This window comes from Candidatus Krumholzibacteriia bacterium, from assembly GCA_030748535.1.
Lineage (GTDB): Bacteria > Krumholzibacteriota > Krumholzibacteriia > JACNKJ01 > JACNKJ01 > JASMLU01.
In genome coordinates this window covers 1-19,718 of the sequence record JASMLU010000013.1, presented here as the reverse complement: position 1 = coordinate 19,718, position 19,718 = coordinate 1, and the positions used below count along the sequence as shown (strand labels likewise).

Annotated in this window: 14 protein-coding genes; 6 read left to right on the top strand and 8 right to left on the bottom strand. The window is 57.5% G+C overall.

The features are described from left to right. Nucleotides 1-55 precede the first annotated feature (55 nt). The gene (locus QGH30_08725) at nucleotides 56-1,102 is read left to right on the top strand and encodes a pyridoxal-phosphate dependent enzyme (GenBank protein MDP7022422.1); all 1,047 of its coding nucleotides are present in this window, start codon (nucleotides 56-58) and stop codon (nucleotides 1,100-1,102) included. Nucleotides 1,103-1,204: 102 nt separating this feature from the next. On the opposite strand, the gene QGH30_08720 is transcribed toward QGH30_08725, so the two are convergent. Continuing rightward, entirely contained in the window at nucleotides 1,205-1,663 is a 459-nt protein-coding gene (locus tag QGH30_08720) for a hypothetical protein (GenBank protein ID MDP7022421.1), read from the bottom strand. 152 nt (nucleotides 1,664-1,815) lie between these two features. Here QGH30_08720 and QGH30_08715 point away from each other — a divergent pair, with 152 nt between their 5' ends. Then, nucleotides 1,816-3,627, top strand: coding sequence for a right-handed parallel beta-helix repeat-containing protein (locus QGH30_08715; protein MDP7022420.1), 1,812 nt, complete (start codon nucleotides 1,816-1,818; stop codon nucleotides 3,625-3,627). Nucleotides 3,628-3,634: 7 nt separating this feature from the next. Here QGH30_08715 and QGH30_08710 read toward each other — a convergent pair whose 3' ends face one another. Beyond that, nucleotides 3,635-4,387, bottom strand: a complete 753-nt coding sequence (locus QGH30_08710) for a DUF481 domain-containing protein (GenBank protein ID MDP7022419.1) — start codon at nucleotides 4,385-4,387, stop codon at nucleotides 3,635-3,637. Nucleotides 4,388-4,458: 71 nt separating this feature from the next. Between QGH30_08710 and QGH30_08705 the strand changes: the two genes are divergently transcribed. Continuing rightward, nucleotides 4,459-5,670 carry a YgeY family selenium metabolism-linked hydrolase gene (locus tag QGH30_08705; protein MDP7022418.1) on the top strand — a complete coding sequence of 404 codons (1,212 nt, stop codon included), beginning with the start codon at nucleotides 4,459-4,461 and terminating at the stop codon, nucleotides 5,668-5,670. Between the two features lie 25 nt (nucleotides 5,671-5,695). Here QGH30_08705 and QGH30_08700 read toward each other — a convergent pair whose 3' ends face one another. The 5 genes from QGH30_08700 to carA form a co-directional block, all read right to left on the bottom strand. Further along, the gene (locus tag QGH30_08700) at nucleotides 5,696-8,155 is read right to left on the bottom strand and encodes a M20/M25/M40 family metallo-hydrolase (GenBank protein MDP7022417.1); all 2,460 of its coding nucleotides are present in this window, start codon (nucleotides 8,153-8,155) and stop codon (nucleotides 5,696-5,698) included. A 113-nt stretch (nucleotides 8,156-8,268) separates the two neighbouring features. Then, the gene (gene rocD, locus QGH30_08695) at nucleotides 8,269-9,471 is read right to left on the bottom strand and encodes an ornithine--oxo-acid transaminase (protein MDP7022416.1); all 1,203 of its coding nucleotides are present in this window, start codon (nucleotides 9,469-9,471) and stop codon (nucleotides 8,269-8,271) included. A gap of 70 nt (nucleotides 9,472-9,541) precedes the next feature. After that, the gene (locus tag QGH30_08690) at nucleotides 9,542-10,765 is read right to left on the bottom strand and encodes an ATP-binding protein (GenBank protein MDP7022415.1); all 1,224 of its coding nucleotides are present in this window, start codon (nucleotides 10,763-10,765) and stop codon (nucleotides 9,542-9,544) included. Between the two features lie 92 nt (nucleotides 10,766-10,857). Next, nucleotides 10,858-14,073 (bottom strand): carbamoyl-phosphate synthase large subunit, encoded by a 3,216-nt coding sequence (gene carB, locus QGH30_08685; protein ID MDP7022414.1) that lies wholly within the window; start codon nucleotides 14,071-14,073, stop codon nucleotides 10,858-10,860. Next, nucleotides 14,073-15,176: a glutamine-hydrolyzing carbamoyl-phosphate synthase small subunit gene (carA, locus tag QGH30_08680; protein ID MDP7022413.1), complete on the bottom strand. Its 1,104-nt coding sequence runs from the start codon at nucleotides 15,174-15,176 to the stop codon at nucleotides 14,073-14,075. Before carA ends, carB begins: the two co-directional genes overlap by 1 nt. 365 nt (nucleotides 15,177-15,541) lie before the next feature. Between carA and QGH30_08675 the strand changes: the two genes are divergently transcribed. After that, nucleotides 15,542-16,024, top strand: coding sequence for a hypothetical protein (locus QGH30_08675; GenBank protein ID MDP7022412.1), 483 nt, complete (start codon nucleotides 15,542-15,544; stop codon nucleotides 16,022-16,024). A gap of 214 nt (nucleotides 16,025-16,238) precedes the next feature. Here QGH30_08675 and QGH30_08670 read toward each other — a convergent pair whose 3' ends face one another. Next, nucleotides 16,239-17,111: a putative DNA base hypermodification protein gene (locus QGH30_08670; protein ID MDP7022411.1), complete on the bottom strand. Its 873-nt coding sequence runs from the start codon at nucleotides 17,109-17,111 to the stop codon at nucleotides 16,239-16,241. Nucleotides 17,112-17,226: 115 nt separating this feature from the next. On the opposite strand from QGH30_08670, the gene arsB reads away from it, so the two are divergent. Both arsB and QGH30_08660 read left to right on the top strand, forming a co-directional pair. After that, nucleotides 17,227-18,267, top strand: a complete 1,041-nt coding sequence (arsB, locus tag QGH30_08665; GenBank protein ID MDP7022410.1) for an ACR3 family arsenite efflux transporter — start codon at nucleotides 17,227-17,229, stop codon at nucleotides 18,265-18,267. Further along, on the top strand, nucleotides 18,260-19,339 hold the full coding sequence (locus QGH30_08660) for a gamma-glutamyl-gamma-aminobutyrate hydrolase family protein (protein ID MDP7022409.1): 1,080 nt from the start codon (nucleotides 18,260-18,262) through the stop codon (nucleotides 19,337-19,339). Before arsB ends, QGH30_08660 begins: the two co-directional genes overlap by 8 nt. Nucleotides 19,340-19,718: the final 379 nt, after the last annotated feature.

Below are 19,718 nucleotides of genomic sequence, written 5' to 3'. Positions count from 1 at the left end.
CTTCCCCGCACTCAGGCTTTTGATTACCTTGTCCTCCCATCGAAAAGGAGTCGTCATGAGTATTGCCTGGGACAAGAACCGCGGAATCGCCACACACATTTTCGACACGATCGGGCGCACGCCCCTGGTTCGCCTGAACCGGATCACCGAAGGTCTGGATGTGGAGATCCTGGGCAAGCTCGAATACTTCAGCCCCTCGGGAAGCCTGAAGGATCGAATCTACTGGCAGATGTTCACGGAAGCGGAGAAGTCGGGCGACCTGAAGCCCGGCATGACGGTTCTGGAATGTTCTACGGGCAATGCGGGAATCGCCTGCTCCTTTGTCGCGGCCTCCAAGGGTTACGATTGCATTATCGTCATGCCCGAAGGCATGAGCGAAGAGCGCAAGAAGCTCGACATCGCCTACGGAAGCCAGATGATCTACACACCCGGCGGCGAAAGCGATGTGGACCTTGCTCTTGAAAAGCTGGAAGAAATTCGTGCGACGGATCCGGGCAAGTACTGGGTTCCTGCCCAGTTTGAGAACGGTGAGAACATCGAGGCGCATCGCCTGACTACGGGTCCCGAGATCTTCGAACAGTGCGAGGGCAAACTGGACGCCTTCATCGCCACTCAGGGAACGGGGGGAACGATCACGGGAATTGCCAGAGCCATGAAATCTCTTGGCAGTGACGCGAAGTTTTATGCGATTGAGCCGTCCGAGTGCCCCCTGCTCTCCCGCCGCGAGTGGGGACCGCATGGCATCGAGGGCATCGGGGACGGCTTCGTGCCCCGCAACCTGCACCTGGAGTATCTGGACGGCATCATCACGACAAGCACGGACGAGGCTCTTGCCATGGGCAAGCGCATGGCTCGCGAGGAAGGAATCTTCTGCGGTATCTCCACGGGCTCGAACATCGCGGCGGCCCTGAAACTGCACGCCGCCCACCCGGAGATGAAGCGCATCGTCACGATGATCAACGACACCGGGCAGCGCTACTTTTCCACGCCGCTATGTGATGCCGAGAAGCATGTGGACATTCCCGAACGCGATCACCCCATGGATGAGTACACAAAGGACGAACTGGACAAGTACCAGGGCGACTGGGATCTCGTGGACTAGCCTGAAGGGGGCGCTTGTCCGTCAATTCCGCGGTACATCGTGGAATTGACGCGACATTTTCACGATTCACCGAGGAATTGTCTTGTTGTCGCCCACCTGGGCTCAGCCATTTTCCTTCTTCCTCTCCGGATGCTCCCCGAGAATCGCTCTTCCCATGGAGCCCCAGTCCAGAACGACCTCTTCGGGCTTTCCTTCGGGTCTCCGGCTTGCCGGCTTTCGAAGAAGAAGAACATCGATCAGGCGCAGCAGGGTCGCCTTTTCGTCGGAGTCCTCCTGGGAATTGTATTGATCGGGATCCCGGTTCATTTCTGCTTCTGTCAGCGTTGCTCCCCCTGATTCCTCCCGGAACCTCGCAACATAAATGCAGTGGCCGGTCCAACTGCGGTGGAGAAAGAGTTGCTCATCTTTCCAGTAGATGAACCACTTGTCCTCCATCTGCTCGGGAATCAGGCCCTGGCGAATCGCCTTCATTTCCTCTTCGGAATATGACTGCTGAATAGACAGTCGCTCCCTCTGCTCGGGCAGAGGAGAGTTCTTCCAGTCATTTTCACTTGCTGGCATATTTCACCCCCTTTCTATAGTCGCAGGAAGGTGGTTTCCGTTATTGGAAAAATCGTCTTAGGCCACAATCCCAGAATCTTGACGCCAATAAACCTATCTGTTATCCTTGGGCCCACTCGGGCAGAGTGTTCCACATCTTGCGGAGGTCACCAATGCGTCGAGCTATATTCCTGCTTATTCTCGCAGTTCCCTTTTCTGTTCTTGCTACCGTCATCCATGTTCCCGCTGACTCGCTTACCATTCAGGCGGGACTCAATGGTGCCCAAAGCGGCGACACGGTTCTCGTGGCGCCAGGTAACTATTCCGTGGACATTCTCTTCTGGCCCGATCGCAATGGCATTCATCTCGTGGGCGCCGGAATGAACAACACGGTGGTCTCAGGGGATGACTGGCAGTGTGTGGTCTACATGGCTTCCGCAGTAGCGATTGATTCCACCACCATGATTCAGGGAATGAGTTTCCTTCATGGGGGCGACGCGGGAATTATCCTCTATGGAGCTTCTCCTTCACTTGTTTCCTGTTGCTTCGATTCCTCCTCTGCTGGGCCAGGGATCTATGCCGTTCAGAACTCGGCGGCAATCATCAATGGCTGCGAGATGAAAGGAAATGCGGGATCGGGAGCCCGGATTCAGGACTGCGGACAGGGTCTGCGTTTTGAGTTTTGCCTTTTTGAGGGAAATGACCTGACTCGCGCCCGAGGAACTGGCCGGGGAAGCTACCCTGGGGGATTTCAGGTGAGAGATCAGGTTGACGACGGCGGGGGAATCTACTGCTCCGGCTCCGACCCAAGCCTCACGGGCTGCACCATCACCGGAAACTCCGCGAACTACGGCGGGGGAATCTACTGCTACTACTACTCCGACGCCACCCTCACGGGCTGTACGATCACCGACAACTCCGCAAACTACGGCGGGGGAATCTACTGCTGGGCTTCCGACCCCACCCTCTCGGACTGCACCATCAGCGGAAACTCCGCGAGCAACGAGGGCGGGGGAATCTACTGCTCCTCATCCCCCCCCACCCTCTCGGACTGCGAGCTGACCCTGAATACGGCCACTCTGGGAGGGGCTATTTGGATTGATGGAGGAGGAGGTTCTTTCGAGTATTGCAGTTTCACGCATAACGATGCCGACAGTCTGGGCGATGCCTTCTTTACCGCAGACACTACGCTGCCCATTCATTATTGCAACTTCTTCGATAATGGCTGGGCCATGCACAATGCAGATCCTGTGGCCGTGCCCCAGGCAAGCGAAAACTGGTGGGGACACTCAACCGGCCCCTGGCACTCAGGCTACAACCCCTTCGGAGAGGGAGATTCCCTCTTCTCCTACTCCTGGGACTTCCAGCCCTGGCTGGCTGCGGCGGACACCATCGCACCACCCTTTCCTCCACGAAGCCTGATCCAAAGAAACCGTGACCGGGGTTCTGTGGATCTTGCCTGGGAAGCCCTGCCCTTGTCGGATCTCGGAGGCTACTGCATACACTTTGACCTGGACAGTCTCGGCTACGATTACGAGAACTTCGTCGATGTCGGCAATGTTACCGAAGCAACCCTGGGGGGACTGGAAACAGGACTCAACTACCGAGTGGCCGTCAGCAGCTATGACATGAGCGGCAATCACAGCTCACCAGGACGCTCGCTCTGGCTTACAGCAGAAGCGGTCGCCGCGCCTGATGGCGCTCCATCTGCCTTGACGCTTGCCGCGCCCTACCCGAATCCCTTCAACCCAAAGACCAGCCTGAGCTTCTCCATCGACAAGGCGGGCCCGGTGCGCCTTGCGATCTATGACACCTCAGGCCGCCAGGTGGCCCTGCTTCTCAATGAAGCTCTGGAGGTGGGAAGACACGATTGCAGTTGGGATGGTCAAAACAAACAGGGACAGGCCATGCCCTCGGGTCTTTATCTGGCTCGCCTGCAATCCGGAAAGTACAGCGAGAGCAGAAAGCTGCTGCTGGCAAAGTAAGGCGCGCCTAGAATCGAAAGCCGAGGCTGCTCTTGGTGGTCCAGTCCTGTGCTTCCACATTCTCGGGCGGCCTGGAATCGTAGTCAATGTCGGCAGATAGTCGGAGAAAGAGAGACTTTCCCAAGTCGATTCGAAGAGCGCTGCTGAGCGTGGCTCTCGCGTCTTCGGGATCCGACCAAAGAGGCTGGTAGAAGCCCGTCAGGGACCAGCGCATTCCCTTGCCAGCCTGCAAGCCCAGCTTGAGAAACAGGGACAGGCGATGGGAAAGCTCGGCCTGCTCAAGACTGCCATTTTCCTCCCGCTCCAGCATGGAGCTTGCGCCAAGAAATGCGTTGCTCTTCTCGCTCTTCTGAAGAGTCCAGCGTGCGCCTGCGCCAAGAAGCCATCGGGATTCCAGTAGCTGGAAAGGGTTCCGCTGTACTTGAGTAAAGAGCAGGCTGTGGAGCCTGTCTGACAACTCAAGGTTGTGGCGAAGGTGGGCTACCTGAAACTCGGAACTTCTCACTCCTCCGCTTTCTGTCTGCGACAGCGAGCCAAGGAACTTCCATCGGTTCTTCTCGCCCTGCCAGTGGAGAGCGGCCTCCGCCTGTCGAGAACGGATGTCCGTGTTCCCGCCGGAAGAGCGGATGCTTCCCTCCAGCGATCCGGCCCAGCCGGGCTCGGCTTCGCCCAAAGAGCCCAGGGGATTCAGGATCACTCCCGCAAGAGCAGTAGCGCATAAGGTCAGCAAAAGAGCCATTGCCGTTCGCGTGGTTTTCATTCTCACATCTTTCCTTGTCCTGTCCCGGATGTCAGGGGAGAAGCTCGCACATCTAAAGGAAACTTGCTAGAATGAAGGATCCACGCAAGACCGGAGAGGTTTCCATGAAAGACAAGGCTCAGGCTTCCTTGCAGAACTGCATCGACTTTCTGCGCGACATCGTTCGCATTCCCTCCATGAGCGGCGAGGAGGAAGCCGTAGCCCGGCGCATCGCCAAAGAGATGGAGGCACTCGGCTACGATGAAGTGCGGATCGACAGTTTTGGCTCGGTGATCGGACGCATCGGAAGCGGGCCTCGCAAACTTCTCTACGATGCCCACATCGACACCGTAGGCGTCGGCGACCCGGAGGCCTGGCCCCATGATCCCTTTGAAGGAAAACACGAAGACGGTGTGATATGGGGTCGAGGGCCCAGCGACAACAAGGGCGGACTTGCGAGCATCGTCTATGGCGCAGCGCTGGCGAAGGACAACCTGCCGGATGACATTTCACTGTATGTGGTCGGAAGTGCCATGGAAGAGGACTGTGATGGCATCGCCTTCCAGACCATTATCACCGAAGACGGTCTTCGCCCCGACCTGGTGGTCATGAGCGAATGCACGGGCCTGCGTGTCTATCGCGGTCACCGCGGGCGCATGGAAATTTCCGTCACCACACGCGGAAAGAGTTGCCACGCCAGCGCGCCGGAGCGGGGAGACAACGCCATCTACGCCATGAGTCGTATCGTGCTGGGTATCGAAGCCCTGAACGAGCGTCTTGCTGACGATGAGTTTCTGGGAAAAGGAACTGTCGTGGTCTCGAAAATCGAGAACGACACTCCCAGCCTGAACGCCGTCCCCGACCGTTGCGAGATTTTCCTGGATCGCAGGTTGACCATCGGCGAGACAAAGGAATCTGCGGTCGCAGAAATCGAGGAAGTCGTTCGCGCAGCAGGCGTGGATGCCGAGGTTCGGGTGCTGGTTCACGAGGCGAAGGCCTGGACGGGCAAGGAAGTCTCGATGGAGAAATACTATCCCACCTGGACCCTGGCCGAAGACCACCCCGGCGTCATCGCCGCAATGGACGCTGCCCGCGATGCACTGGGACGGGAACCGGAACTGAGTCGCTGGGTCTTCTCCACGAACGGAGTCTACACGGCAGGCATTGAGGGGATTCCCACCCTGGGCTTCGGGCCCGCAGAAGAAGAATACACGCACAGCATCGAGGACCGCGTAAGCGAAGAGCACCTGGAAAAGGCCGTCGCTTTCTACGCCCTGCTTCCCGGGAAGTGGAGCCGGACATAACGATAAGTCCGGAGAAGAAACCCCGTTACTTCAACAGGGTGATCTTCGTCGTTGCCATTTCCCGTCCATCAAGCCGCAGGCGGGCGAAGTAGATTCCACTCGCCTTGCCCTGACCGTTGAAGAGGGCCTCGTGGCTGCCGGAATTCAATTCACCGCTTACCAGTCGGGACACCTCTGCGCCCTTCGCATCAAAGACCGTCAAGTCCACCATTCCCCGTCGAGGAAGGGTAAAGTGAAGAGTGGTCTTCGGGTTGAAGGGGTTCGGGTGCGCTGACAGGCTTGCCGCAAAGACGGGAGTGTCCTCGGCGGGCGTGGCATCGTTGCTGAAAGCGACCACTTCAAGATCGTCGATCAGGGCCTCCACCAGACTTCCCGAGCCCGTGTCTTCTGCGATGAATCGAAGTCGCATTTCCGAAGTCAGGGGAATGATGCTCGCCAGGTCGTCGAACTCCGCCTTCACCCAGGGGTAGGCGCTGTCGTCAACGATCTCCAGAACCTGCCAGGTCGTTCCCCCGTTATTGGAAATGTCCACAAAGAAGTCATCGTCGTGGCTGGTCTCGTCCGTGTACCAGCGCCAGTAGGACAGGCCCGCCCAGCTTGCTTCCGAGAGATCAAAGACCGGCGAGAGCAGAGTCGTGTGCCCATTGTCCACATCGTTGGTTCCGGGAGAGTCCCCGGGATTCGCATTGCCGGTTACGAAGCAGATCGTTCCCGGATCCGGAGAGTGGTCGTCTTCGGGCTGATAGCTGGTGCCCACGGGGTCTGCACGAATCCAGTGGCCCGTTGTGGCGTTGTCGCCGGCCACACCCAGTTGCCAACCCTGGTCGATTTCCCCGTCTTCGACAAAGACGAAACTCACGCCTGTGCGGAAAGAATGCAGTTCGCCCGGCGCATTGTCGGGGTTTGAAGCCTGATAGCCATCTACATCGGAAGCTGTCAGGTAGTACTCCACTTGCGAGTGCGGGCTGATCGGCGGGATCGTCGCAGAGTATTCGTCCGGAACTCCCGTAGGCGTGAGCGACAGCGTGTTGAAGGCTCCCCCGTTCACGCGGTAGTGCAGGTCTGCCTGATCAAGCGGTTCCACCGAGTGAATTTCCGCAAGAGTCTCGAAGGGACCAGTACCCTCGCTGTTGCCCACGGGGCTGTGAGCAATCGAGACATGGAAAGGACGAGCGAAGGCGCCGATAAAGGCCGTTGCCGCTTTCACATTCTTCAACATGAAGGGAAAGTCGTTGGCGCTGGCGCCGATCACATCGTTGGATGAGTGAAGATAGGGAGTGTAGCTGCCGCTGTCCTCAAAGAAGAAGATGGCGCGGTAGCCGTGGGACCAGAAGGCCGCGTGATCGCTGGTACCGCTAGTGAGATAGCCTTCTACCGTGGCAAGTTCCGGCACATAGGCGGCAACCACATCAAAGGCGAACTCGGACATGGGCGCACTGGCACTGTTGTCGATAATATCCAGGTCTTCCGAATCGCCGGCGGCACGGTAGCAGATCATGTCCAGGTTCAGCATGCCGACAATATCCATGCCTGCTGAAGCGGCATCCCCGGCCCAGGCATCACTTCCCACGAGGCCCTCTTCTTCACCGCTGAAGCAGATGAAAATGATCGTGCGCTCAAACTCGATGTCGAAAAGAACGCGGGCGGCTTCCAGTACGGCCACTGAGCCCGTGGCATTGTCGTCTGCTCCGGGCGCGTAGGAGTTCCCGCTGTAGTTGATCGTGTCGTAGTGGGCGCCAATGACCACCACTTCATCGGGGTAGACGGCACCCGGCTTCACGCAGACGACATTGTCATTCCAGCTATTGTAGTTATGCAGACTGACATCCGTGTAACCGTAGGCCAAAAACTTGTCACGAATCCAGTAACTGGCCTGCAAGCCCCCGCTGTACTGGGAGTGCCGGGTAACGAAATCCTGCAGCGTCTGAACCTGTTGCTGAAGGGGAGTCTGGGTGATTTCGGTAAGGGCGTCCGCAAGAGCCGGGTCCACGACAACTTCCCTGTCGGCAGTATCGTCAGTCCAGGGTCTCCGCACAAAACTCAGGGGACGGCGATACACTCGCTGAAGATCGGGCACGCAGTTCGGTTGCTCTTCCAGCAGGTCGGCGGGCACGGACTGGATGCGGTAGTGCTCGCCATTGTATAGCGTGTGGATCGAGGGATGCGTCTCACCATGATCGTGCCCCTCCTCATCGTGCTTCCAGGCGATCAGGTACTCGAGAGTCTTGTCGTCGTTCTCCACAAGAACCTCAAAGGAGTGCCCGGTGGCGCGAAGGCCGTCGAACTCGTGGGGGTCTACAAAGGCAAGGTAGCCATCGGGTAATTCTACCAAAAGAAACAGTCCGGCAGACTGAAGGGCCGGGCCGTCTTCTCCCGGTGCCTCAATAAGCACAAGGGCATCCCCCACTCCGTGCATGTAGTGGGCGGGAAGGGTCGCGGGAAGAAGAAGGGCCAGACAGAGTGAAAGTGAAACAAACCTGGGCATGGGGAACCCCCGCTTATTGGAAGTGGACCTGAAACGCCTTGTCTATTATAGCACTTCGAACTGGAAAGAAGCAAAGGCTTGATTTGCGGGTCACGGAACAGGGCAAGACTGCACTAGATAGCCTCGAAGACCTTCCGGATGATGCCAAGGGCCTCATCCAGTTCGTCGTCCGTAATCACCAGCGGAGGGGCGAAGCGAATGATATTGCCGTGAGTCTGCTTGGCAAGAAGCCCCGCATCGCGAAGCGCCAGACAAGTATTCCAGGCTTCAAAGCCATCCTCGAAGACCACCGCGTTGAGAAGACCCTTGCCGCGTATTTCCACGATTTTTTCGCAGTTGATTGTCGCCAGTTCCTTGCGGAGCTTTTTTCCCAGCCGGTCTGACCGCTCAACCAGCTTCTCTTCCTCAAGAACTTCCAGAGCCGCCATCGCAACGGCGGCGCCCAGGGGATTTCCGCCGAATGTGGAACCATGGGTTCCTGGAGTGAAAATGCCCATGATCGCCTTGTCGGCGACCACCGCACTCACGGGAAAGACCCCGCCACCAAGTGCCTTACCGAGAGTCATCACATCCGCGCGAACCTCTTCATGGTCACAGGCGAAGCGACGCCCGGTTCTTGCAAAACCGGTCTGCACTTCATCGGCAATAAACAGCACATTTTCTCGCGTGCAGATCTCGCGAACATTCTTCAGATAGCCTTCGTCGGGAACATAGACTCCCGCCTCGCCCTGGATGGGTTCCACGAGGAAAGCCACGGTGTTGGAAGTGATCGCATCCTCCAGAGCCTTCGTGTCGTTGTAAGGGATAATCTTGAAGCCCGGCGTGTAGGGACCGTAGTTCACCCTTGCGTCCGGATCGGTGCTGAAAGAAACGATCGTGGTCGTCCGGCCGTGGAAGTTCTCCTCACAGACGATGATCTCCTGTTTCCCGTTTTCGATGCCCTTCTTCTCCACGCCCCAGCGACGGGCCAGCTTGATGGCCGTCTCCACGGCCTCCGCGCCCGTGTTCATGGGAAGAGCCATCTCGTAGCCCGTGTAGTCACAGAGCATGCGGAGGAAGTCGCCCATCCGGTCGTTGTGGAAGGCGCGGCTGGTCAGGGTGATCCGGTCCGCCTGATCTTTCAGGGCCGCAATGATCTTCGGGTGGCGGTGCCCCTGATTTACGGCGCTATAGGCGGAGAGAAAATCCATGTAGGAGCGACCTTCGGGGTCCTTTACCCTCACGCCTTCTGCTTCGGAAATCACCACCGGAAGAGGATGGTAGTTGTGGGCGCCATAGGTCTCGTCTTTTTGGATGATCTGCTTTGAGTCTGCCATGCTTTCCTCCCGATGGGTTCCGCGTGAAAATAGCGGGACGGACTCAAGGGCGCAATAGGCGGGGCATTTTCTAGATCCATCCAAGAGGGATGGAAACCGCTCTTGCCCCTAATGGCATTGATTGCTGACAAAGACAAACAAGGCCACCGGGACCAACAGGGATCTTCAGTTTGTCCAACAATGAGATGTTTCGAACGGCGTCTTTCGACGGAGAGGCTGTTCGTTTGAACTCCAGGGGGTAGATCGTGCCGTCCTGAAGTATCAACAGGTCGATCTCTTTTTTGTCCCGATCCCGGTAGTAGTAAAAGGGTGCCTGCCTGCCCTGGTGCCACCAGGACTTCAGGAGTTCTCCTAGAATCCAGGTTTCCAGGATCGGTCCCGATGCGGCCCCGGATTCCAGTGTCTCCGGGCTTGTCCACCCTGTTAGCCAAGCACAAAGTCCGGTGTCCAGAAAATAGAGTTTGGAGGCCTTGACGAGTCTCTTTGTCACATTGTTGTGGTATGGCTGAAGCAAATACACCAAGCCTGAGGCTTCCAGGATCGAGAGCCACGATTTCGCTGTGTTGGGGGCGATATCTGCATCGCGGGCCAGAGCTGCCAGGTTCAGTAATTGTGCGCTTCTTGCGGCCGTTGCTTTCACAAAGCGAAGAAAGGCCATCTCATCTCCCACTCTGGCCAGATCCCGAATATCACGCTGCAAGTAAGTCTGTACATAGGAGCTGTAATAGAGATCCCTATCGAGCTTTTCATTACACGCAAGCGCGGGAAAGGAACCTCGCCAAATCAGGCGATAGAGCTCCCCGAGAGATAGTGGCGTTGTTTCGTGAGAATAGAGACCCAGTGTATCTTGTGTCGGAAGAAAGGGAGGAAGTCCCAGTTCACCCTCCTCCATCTCGCGACGCGAAAACCCGAGGAGTCGCACAATGCCAACCCGGCCGGCCAGAGATTCAGAGACCGATTTCATAAGATGAAACTGTTGGGAGCCTGTAAGCCAAAACTGGCCGGGGGTTTGGTTCCGGTCGACAGCCATTTTTATGTACGGCAATAAACCCGGCGCATATTGAATCTCGTCGATCAATACAGGGCCAGAAAAACGCTGGAAAAAGAGTGCGGGATCCTCGCGAGCCAAAGCGAGTGCCATGGGATCGTCCAGGGTGACATACTTGCGATCCTGATCACTCAAGCTCTGCAGTAAGGTTGTCTTACCGACCTGCCGCGCTCCCGTGACCATCATCACAGGAAACTGGGCCGCAACGCTGGACAGGTAAGCCTCTAGAGATCTTGATCGATACATAAACACCTTCCGGCTATAATTCACTCTGACTGCATTATAGCCGAAGTAGAGGCGAAGTCAAGGATATTCATGGACTTACCGGATGGCAGAAATCAGGACGGGGCGAGTTCCTGAAGCGAGCACACCGTATCCAGGCCATCGCGAAGGGCGAGAATGCCATCGACCGCAGCGCGGGCTCCGGAGAGCGTGGTGATACAGGGAATGTCCATTCGGGTGGCCGCCCGGCGGATTGCTTTTTCGTCATAGCGACTGGCTTTTCCCAGCGGCGTGTTTACTACCATCTGAACGCCGCCTTCCATGATCCGGTCTGCGACATGGGGCCGCGCCTCCCCGACCTTGGCAATGCTCTTGCAAACGATGTCCCGGTCGCTCAGGAATTTCGCCGTTCCCCGGGTCGCAAGAAGTGCGAAACCCAGCTTGCGAAGATCCTCTGCGACCGGAAGCAGGGCCGGTTTGTCCCGGTCGTTGACGCTGAGGAATACGGTGCCGGATTGCGGCAGTGCCTGGCCTGTTGCCAACTGGGCGCGAGCGAAGGCTTCGCCAAAGCTCTTGCCGATTCCCATTACCTCTCCCGTACTTTTCATTTCCGGGCCGAGAAGACGATCGCTCTCGGGAAAACGCCGGAAAGGAAAGACCGGACCCTTCACGAAATACCTGTCCGGCTTTGGAGCTTCCCGCAGACCCTGGGACAAAAGAGTCTCCCCCAGCATACATCGCGTAGCAATCGCGGCGAGAGGAAGACCCCTTGCCTTTTCCAGGAAGGGAACCGTGCGGCTGGCGCGGGGATTGACCTCCAGCACATGCACCTCACCCTTCCAGATTGCAAACTGGATGTTCATCAGTCCCACCACTTCCAGTTCCCGTGCGATGCGCGTGGCGGCATCCTGCATGATGTCAATTTCCATCGGGGTGACTCGATAGGGAGGATAGACGGCAAAGCTGTCCCCGCTGTGGATTCCGGCCTCTTCGATGTGTTGCAGGATTCCCCCCAGAAGCACTCTCTTGCCGTCACTCACTGCATCAAGATCGAACTCCACGGCGTCTTCCAGAAACTGGTCAACCAGAACCGGATGATCCAGCGAGATCCGCGCGGCTTCATCAAAGAAGCGGCTCAACTCGGCTTCATCATAGGCACGCTTCATCGCACGCCCCCCAAGCACATAGCTTGGGCGAATCATCACGGGATAGCCGATCCGTGAGGCTACACTCTTTGCTTCCTCCAGACTTCGGGCACTCCCCCAGGCGGGGGCCGCAATCCCCAGCTTTTCGAGCAGTTCATTGAAGCGGTCGCGGTCTTCTGCGCGGTCGATGGTATCGGGGCTGCTTCCCAGAACCGGAACCCCGGCCTCTTCAAGGGGGCGAGCCAGATTCAGGGGAGTCTGTCCTCCCATGCTGGTAATCACGCCCTCGGGCTTCTCTGTCTCGACGATGTGCAGGATTTCCTCAAGGCATAATGGCTCGAAGTAGAGACGATCCGAGAGATCGTAATCCGTGCTCACCGTTTCCGGATTGCAGTTGACGAGAATGGCTTCACGCCCCGACTCACGAATCGCATCGACCGCATGGCAACAACAGGTGTCGAACTCGATTCCCTGTCCGATGCGATAGGGACCGCCGCCCAGAACCAGGATTTTGCGGGACGAGTCGGGCCGACTTTCGCAGGGCCCGTCTTCCCAGGTCGAATAGAGGTAGGGAGTGGTCGCAGGAAACTCGGCAGCACAACTGTCCACGCGCCGGAACACGGGGCTTAGGTGCAGCTCCTTTCTTCTTTCCCGAACCAGTTCCGCGCTTGCCTGATCCCGGGACAGCCAGCCGATGCGTCGATCGCTGAAACCCTCCCGCTTTGCCTCTCTAAGAAGTTCCTGGGGAAGTTCCGTCAACGAGTAACTTCGAAGACGCCCCTCCACTTCCACGATGCGCGACAGGTTGTCGAGAAACCAGGGATCAATCCCGGTGATGCGGTGAAGCTCCTCCGCGCTGAACCCTCTTCGCAGTGCCTCGTGCAGATCGCTGAGCCGTCCCGGATTGGGGCGAAGCAGATCCCGGCGGATTTCCTCCGGGCTGCGATGGCTGTCCGTGGACTCCCAGCCGTCAAAGCCGAGTTCCAGAGACCGGAGAGCTTTCTGCAGTGCCTCCCGGAAACTGCGCCCCATGCTCATCACTTCTCCGACGGACTGCATGCTGGTTCCCAGTCGGTCCTCCGTGCCGGGAAACTTCTCAAAACTCCAGCGGGGAACTTTCACAACCGTGTAGTCGATGCTCGGCTCAAAGCAGGCGGAACTACAGCCCGTGATCTCGTTGGGGAGTTCATCGAGCGTGTATCCGATTGCCAGAAGCGTGGCGATTTTCGCAATCGGGTAGCCCGTAGCCTTACTGGCCAGGGCGCTGGAACGACTGACGCGGGGGTTCATTTCGATGACCACGCTCTCGCCGTTTTCAGGGTTCACGGCGAACTGGACATTGCTTCCCCCCGTGGCCACTCCCACGGCATCGAGTACGGCAAGAGCATCGTCGCGCAGTTTCTGGTACTCGCGGTCCGTCAGGGTTTGCGCCGGAGCCACGGTAATGCTGTCACCGGTGTGCACTCCCATGGCATCGAAGTTCTCGATGGAGCACACGATAATGCCGTTGCCGACGCGATCCCGCACCACTTCCAGCTCGTATTCCTTCCAGCCCAGAACACTCTCTTCGGCCAGGACACTTCCACTGGGAGAAAGGGAAAGACCTTCGCGCAGAATCCCCCGAAACTCCGTTTCGGTATTCGCAATCCCGCTCCCGCTTCCTCCTAATGTAAAGCTGGCGCGAAGGATGGCGGGAAAACCGAGCTCCCGGATGGCAGACTCGGCCTGCTCTTCCGAGCTTAAGAGCAGGCTCTTCGGAACTTGAAGACCGATCCTCTTCATCGCAGCCTTGAAGAGTTGCCGGTCCTCGGCAATGCGCACGCTCGCGGCGCTGGCACCGATCAGCTCTACTTCGTGGCGGGCCAGAACTCCCGACTCTTCCAGTTCGATGGCCAGGTTTAGCCCGGTCTGCCCACCCACCGTGGACAAAAGAGCATCGGGCTTCTCCTTTGCGATGATTTTGGCAAGGATTTCTTTTGTCAGGGGTTCTACATAGGTCGCATCGGCCAGGTCAGGATCGGTCATGATCGTGGCGGGATTGCTGTTGACGAGAATTACCCGAATCCCTTCGCGACGCAGGGTTTTGACGGCCTGCGTGCCCGAGTAGTCAAACTCCCCGGCCTGGCCAATCACAATGGGACCGGAACCGAGAACCAGAATGCTCTGAAGATCTTCGCGACGAGGCATCAGCAACCCGCCTTTGCACTCAGGGTTCTGCGGGCGCGCATCTCATCGCGGAAGCGGTCGAAGAGATAACGACTGTCACTGGGGCCGGGAGCAGCTTCCGGGTGATACTGAACGGAATAGACCGGGCGACCGGGAATTTCCATGCCCTCCACCGTTCCGTCATTCAAACTGAGGTGTGTCACCTGAACGCCTTCGGGCAGGCTTTCTGGGGGCACAGCGTAGTTGTGGTTCTGGCTCGTGATTTCCATACGACCATCGCAGACGCGCTGCACCGGATGATTCGCCCCGTGATGCCCGAAGGGCAGCTTGATGGTTTCCGCGCCCAAGGCGCGTGCCAACAACTGATGCCCGAGGCAGATGCCGAAGACCGGTTTGTCAGCATCCAGCAAACTGCTGGCTGTTGCGGTGATCTCCGGGAGAGTTGCCGGGTCGCCGGGGCCGTTGCTCAGGAACACTCCGTCGAAGCCCAGAAGTTCTTCCGCTGGTGTGTGTGCGGGAAAGACGTGAAGCCTGCAACCGCGTTCAGCCAGTCTTCCCAGAATGCTGCGCTTGACCCCGAGATCCAGGACAGCCACCTCCAGGGGGTTCACGGTGCCGGAAGGCGCTTCCATGATCCATGGCTCGGAGCAGGTAACCCGGCTCACCCAGTCAGTATCGGAGATTCCGGGCAAGCTGCGCACACGGGCGAGAAGTTCCTCGGGCTGTCCGCGAGCGATCAGCGCACGGCAACTTCCCTTTTCCCGGATTTCGGTGGTCAGTGCGCGGGTGTCCACGTCGCTGAGAGCGGGAACTCCGGCGCGGCGGAGCAAGTCATCGAGACCTCTCTCACTTTGCCGGTGAAAACTGCGGCGGCAGAAGTCTCGCACAATGACCGCAGCAGGATGAATGCGCGGGGATTCGTCATCCCCTTCGTGGATTCCGTAATTGCCGATGTGGGAGGCGGTGAAAACAACGATCTGACCAGCATAGCTGGGGTCGGTGAGGATCTCCTGGTAGCCGGTCATCCCCGTATGAAAAACGATCTCCCCCGCCGCATCCTGTGGCGCTCCAAACAGTCTGCCGGAGAAGGTCAGACCGGTCTCAAGGGCGATCGTGGCGAGCATTTTCCCCGCGGTCGTCGGTTGTCTTGCATGGATTGGATTTTCGGCACCCTAGAGCAGTCCCCCGGTGCTGGCAAGAGAATATGTCTCTGGTGAAGCCCAAAGCCTTTCTCAGTCTTGTCAGATGAGGAGGCTTGTGAACCGGTTCCAGCCCTTGACCAGAGAGCAAGATACCAGATCTCCGAGTAGGTGGCCTTTACCAAGTGAGTGACGAGATGAAGATATTGCGAGGGTTGAGGAGAAGCTGAACCGTAGCCCCAGAAAAGGTCAACCTAAAACGCCGACGGAGTATTATTATGTTGATAATGCCGACATGATTCTGGTATCCTAAGGTTACTGTGTACCAATCGAATATAAGGAGAGGAAATATGAGATTCTTGATCATCGCATCCACTCTGGTTTTAGCCTTGCCCTGTCTCGCTGAGACCATCGATTTTCCCACTGACAGTGACACTTGGGAGATCAGCAGCGCAAATTACTGGTGGCATGAAGGAGATACCGTCTATGGGGATCGCACGGTGACGGCTCCGGCCAGCCAAGCGGATGTTTATTTGAACATTCCCTACAACTCACTCAGCGGCGATGGCTATGTCGAGCTTGAGTTCACCATCGGTCCGGAAGTGATCGGATACATGGTGATTCTTCCTTCCCATGGCACTGGCATCGTCAGCTTCAGCTTCACTTTTCCGACGATCCCGCCCGGCACCCATGAGTTCCGCTACTACGAGACCAACCTTGTGTGCGGCGGTTGCGGAAGTATTCAGATTGATCCCACGGGAGGCTACGTGGAACTGTCAGGAACAACCGCTGTCCAGCCTGGAACTTGGAGTAGCGTCAAGTCGATCTACTAGTGACAGGCATCTGGAACTTGTTCATTACCGGGGATCTCCCCGGTTTTTTTTTACCCGGGTTCGGTCAGAGTTTCTTTAATTCCTTCGAAAGATGGTCGGCGTGGCCTTGAGGACTTTTTCCAAACTCAGCCAGTTTGCCTAGTTTCGCAGATTAAACTCACAAGTGCAACTCATCAAGGGACTTCTTGCGAAGAGAGTACGGAAGAACCGCCAGCTAGGAGTGCGAGCCTTCGGGGACAAAGAGGTTCTTGCCTTCGAAGCGCTTCGTTCCGTTCCGGTAACTGTAATACTTCCGGCACTCACAGGAAAGATACTCGATGTCGATTGGCAGGAAGCGGCGTTTCGCCTCTGGCCAGAGCTTCCCCTGAAGTTCGATCATCCTCTCGGCCACACTCTGATGGGAGTCGCAGGACAGGTGCTCTTGCAAAAGGTCCAAAAACGGCTCCGCGCCGATTCCCGTGGGAACCGGACTTTCCGGACTAATGAGTTCCGGCTCGAAACGGGCAAGGTCCACGAGTGCCATGAAGATGGGAAAGTCATTGCTCATGCGGAACTCCCGATTGATGCTCTTCGTGGCCTCCATCACATTGCCTTCTGCGGATTGAATGCTCTCCAGAAGAAATCCCTTCGCACGAAAGAGCATGTCGGTGGCCGCCTCAAGACGCTCATACTCGCGTCCCTCCCAGGTCGCGGGCACGACCGGGTATACCTCTGAGGCCCAGGGCTGGGGAAGAGTCTGCAGGAGCGAACGAAGTTCCTCCGCGCTATCGAGAAGATCGGGGTCGATCAGATCCAGGGTCTTGTCCCTGTTACACCATCGCGCGAAAAACAGTGCGTGGATCAGGCGCCCGGCTTCTTTTTGCACGGGCTCCACAAAGCGGTAGACCGCCTTTGTGCCCCGGTCGTCTTCGCGAAAGACATTGAGAAAGCGCCCATGCTGAAAGATGGGATCCCGGGTCCAGGGAGCCGACTGCCCGGACTCCCGTCGTTCGCGAATCGCTTCCCGCTCTTTGCAAAAAGCAAAAAACGACTCCACGGGATCGGGGATCTCAAGACCCTTCAGGCTGTCGCGGTAGGGATTGCTCATAACGCTCCTGTTATTCTGGTGCACCCCTGAAGATAGCACGGAACTCGCCCACTCTCAATCTTGCCTTGCTCAAAGCAATCAGGCTCGCTATAGGAAAAGTGGAGAAAGGAGAACCATGCCAGCCACCAGAAAACTCGCCTTTCTGGATCGCACTCTGACGCTCTGGATCTTTGCCGCCATGGCCCTGGGAGTCCTGCTCGGACGCTTTGCACCGGGACTGCCCGCGGCTCTTGATCGCATGAGCGTCGGTACGACCTCGCTGCCGATTGCCGTCGGGCTGATTCTCATGATGTATCCGCCACTGGCTCGCGTTCGCTATGAAGAACTGGGGCGCGTCTTCCGGGACGGGCGGGTGCTTGGCCTCTCGCTGCTACTCAACTGGGTGATCGGCCCCCTGCTCATGTTTGGACTGGCCCTGCTCTTCCTGAGAGACAAGCCGGAGTATCTCACCGGGCTTGTTCTTATCGGTCTGGCGCGATGCATCGCCATGGTCATCGTCTGGAACGATCTTGCCGACGGCGACCGCGAATACGCCGCCGGGCTGGTCGCCTTCAACTCGATTTTTCAGGTCTTCTTTTTCTCGATCTATGCCTGGCTCTTTTTGAGCGTGCTTTTGCCGCGCTTTGGCCTGGAGTCTGTGGCGGTGGATATCTCAATCGCACAGATCGCACGCAGCGTGTTTATTTACCTTGGCGTGCCCTTTCTGGCGGGAATGCTGACGCGACTTGTCCTGCGACGGATCAAGGGCGATGAGTGGTATCACGGTCGCTTTATTCCAATGATTTCTCCCATCACCCTGATCGCCCTGCTATTTACCATCGTCGCCATGTTCTCCCTCCAGGGTGACAAGATTCTCGCCCTCCCCCTTGACCTGCTGCGCGTGGCGATTCCCTTGCTGGTCTACTTCCTGATCATGTTTTTTCTTTCCTTCTGGTTTGGGAAAAAGGCCGGAGCGAACTACCCCCAGACCACCACTCTTTCCTTTACCGCAGCTTCCAATAACTTCGAGTTGGCGATCGCCGTCGCTGTGGCCACCTTCGGAATTGGGCATGGGGCCGCCTTTGCCGCCGTGGTCGGCCCGCTCGTGGAGGTGCCGGTGTTGATCGGACTGGTGGGCGTGGCTCTCAGGATGAGGAAGGGCTTCCGGCATGAGTGACAGGGAACACATTCTCTTTCTCTGTGTCGCCAATTCAGCGCGTAGTCAGATGGCAGAAGGCCTCGCGCGGACGATGGCCGGCGATGGCATTCTGGTCTCCTCTGCAGGCTCCTCGCCGAGCCGGGTGAATCCTTTGGCAGTAAAGGTGCTGTCGGAAATCGGCATCGACATTTCCGCTCACTTTGCAAAGCGGATGGATAGTCTCGATGCCGAGCCTGTCTCGAAAGTGGTCGTGCTCTGCGCCGAAGAGAACTGCCCGAACTTTCCCGGCGATGTGAAGCAGATCTTCTGGCCTCTTCCCGACCCGAAGACTCTCGATGACTTTCGACAGGTCCGCGATGAACTCCAGGGTCGCCTGAAAGAGCTTTTGGCTCCCCGGTCGAAACCCCGACATGTGCTTTCCCTGGATCTCGAACAGAGACTCGAACTTCCCGACTTTCAGGGTCCAAGATGGCTGCCGGAGGACTGTCGCTGCAAGGCCGTGAAAGTTTGGCGGGATCCTGTTCCAGAGGACCTCACGCCTTACAGCCATCTGATATTGTCGGGTAGCACCTGCTCGGTACTCGATGACCATCCCTTTGTAAAGCCGGTCATGGGATTGGTCCGTGAAGCCGTGGAACGGGGCCTTCCGATTCTGGGCATCTGCTACGGGCACCAGTTTCTGGTGCGCACCCTCCTGGGCGACTCCCATGTGCGGCGATCGCCCACGCCCGAAATCGGCTGGCATCCCGTGGAGCCATTGCCTGATCATGAGGAGCTCTTTGAGGGTCTCCCCAGTTCTTTTTACACCTTTGTGAGCCACTTTGATGAGGTCTGTGACTTGCCGGAGGACTGGCAGGTGATTGCCCGAAGCCAGGACTGCGAGGTGCAGGGCTTTCTCAACCGCAGGTGGAAGCTTCTGGGCTTCCAATTTCATCCCGAGATGGATCTGGAGATTGGCAATGCCTGCTTCCGCTCGGATTTTGATGCTCTCACAGAGCGGGGCTTCGACATGAAGTCCGTGCTGGAAAACGCCCGCGACGATGGAGGTGGCGCGCTGCTGTTTCCCCGCTTTCTGGAGATGGACTGGTAGGTAGTGGATCCGGGAGACCTGTTTCCTTGTTTCCTGCTGCCACTGAGTAGCTGTGAGCGTTGCGACTCTGGCTGGAAGCCAATGCACTCGTGCGCGGATTCGTGCGTCGAAAATGCCATTGGTAGTAGATGTTCCTAAATGCTGAATGTGTTTACGGTGGCACGGGACGCATTCTACACCATGGATCGAGCCGGAGAGTTCCCCTGGGCACAAAGTGACGCGAGTGGCTTTGATATTCCTATCCCTGAAGGGCGCCTGGATGAAGTGACCCACCGTCTTGCTTTTAGATCTTGTAGGGTTAGACTCAAGTGACGAGATCCGGCCTGACAGGGCGAACCAAATCTAGAGGGCTTCCGGGCATCCGAGGAGTATGTTATAA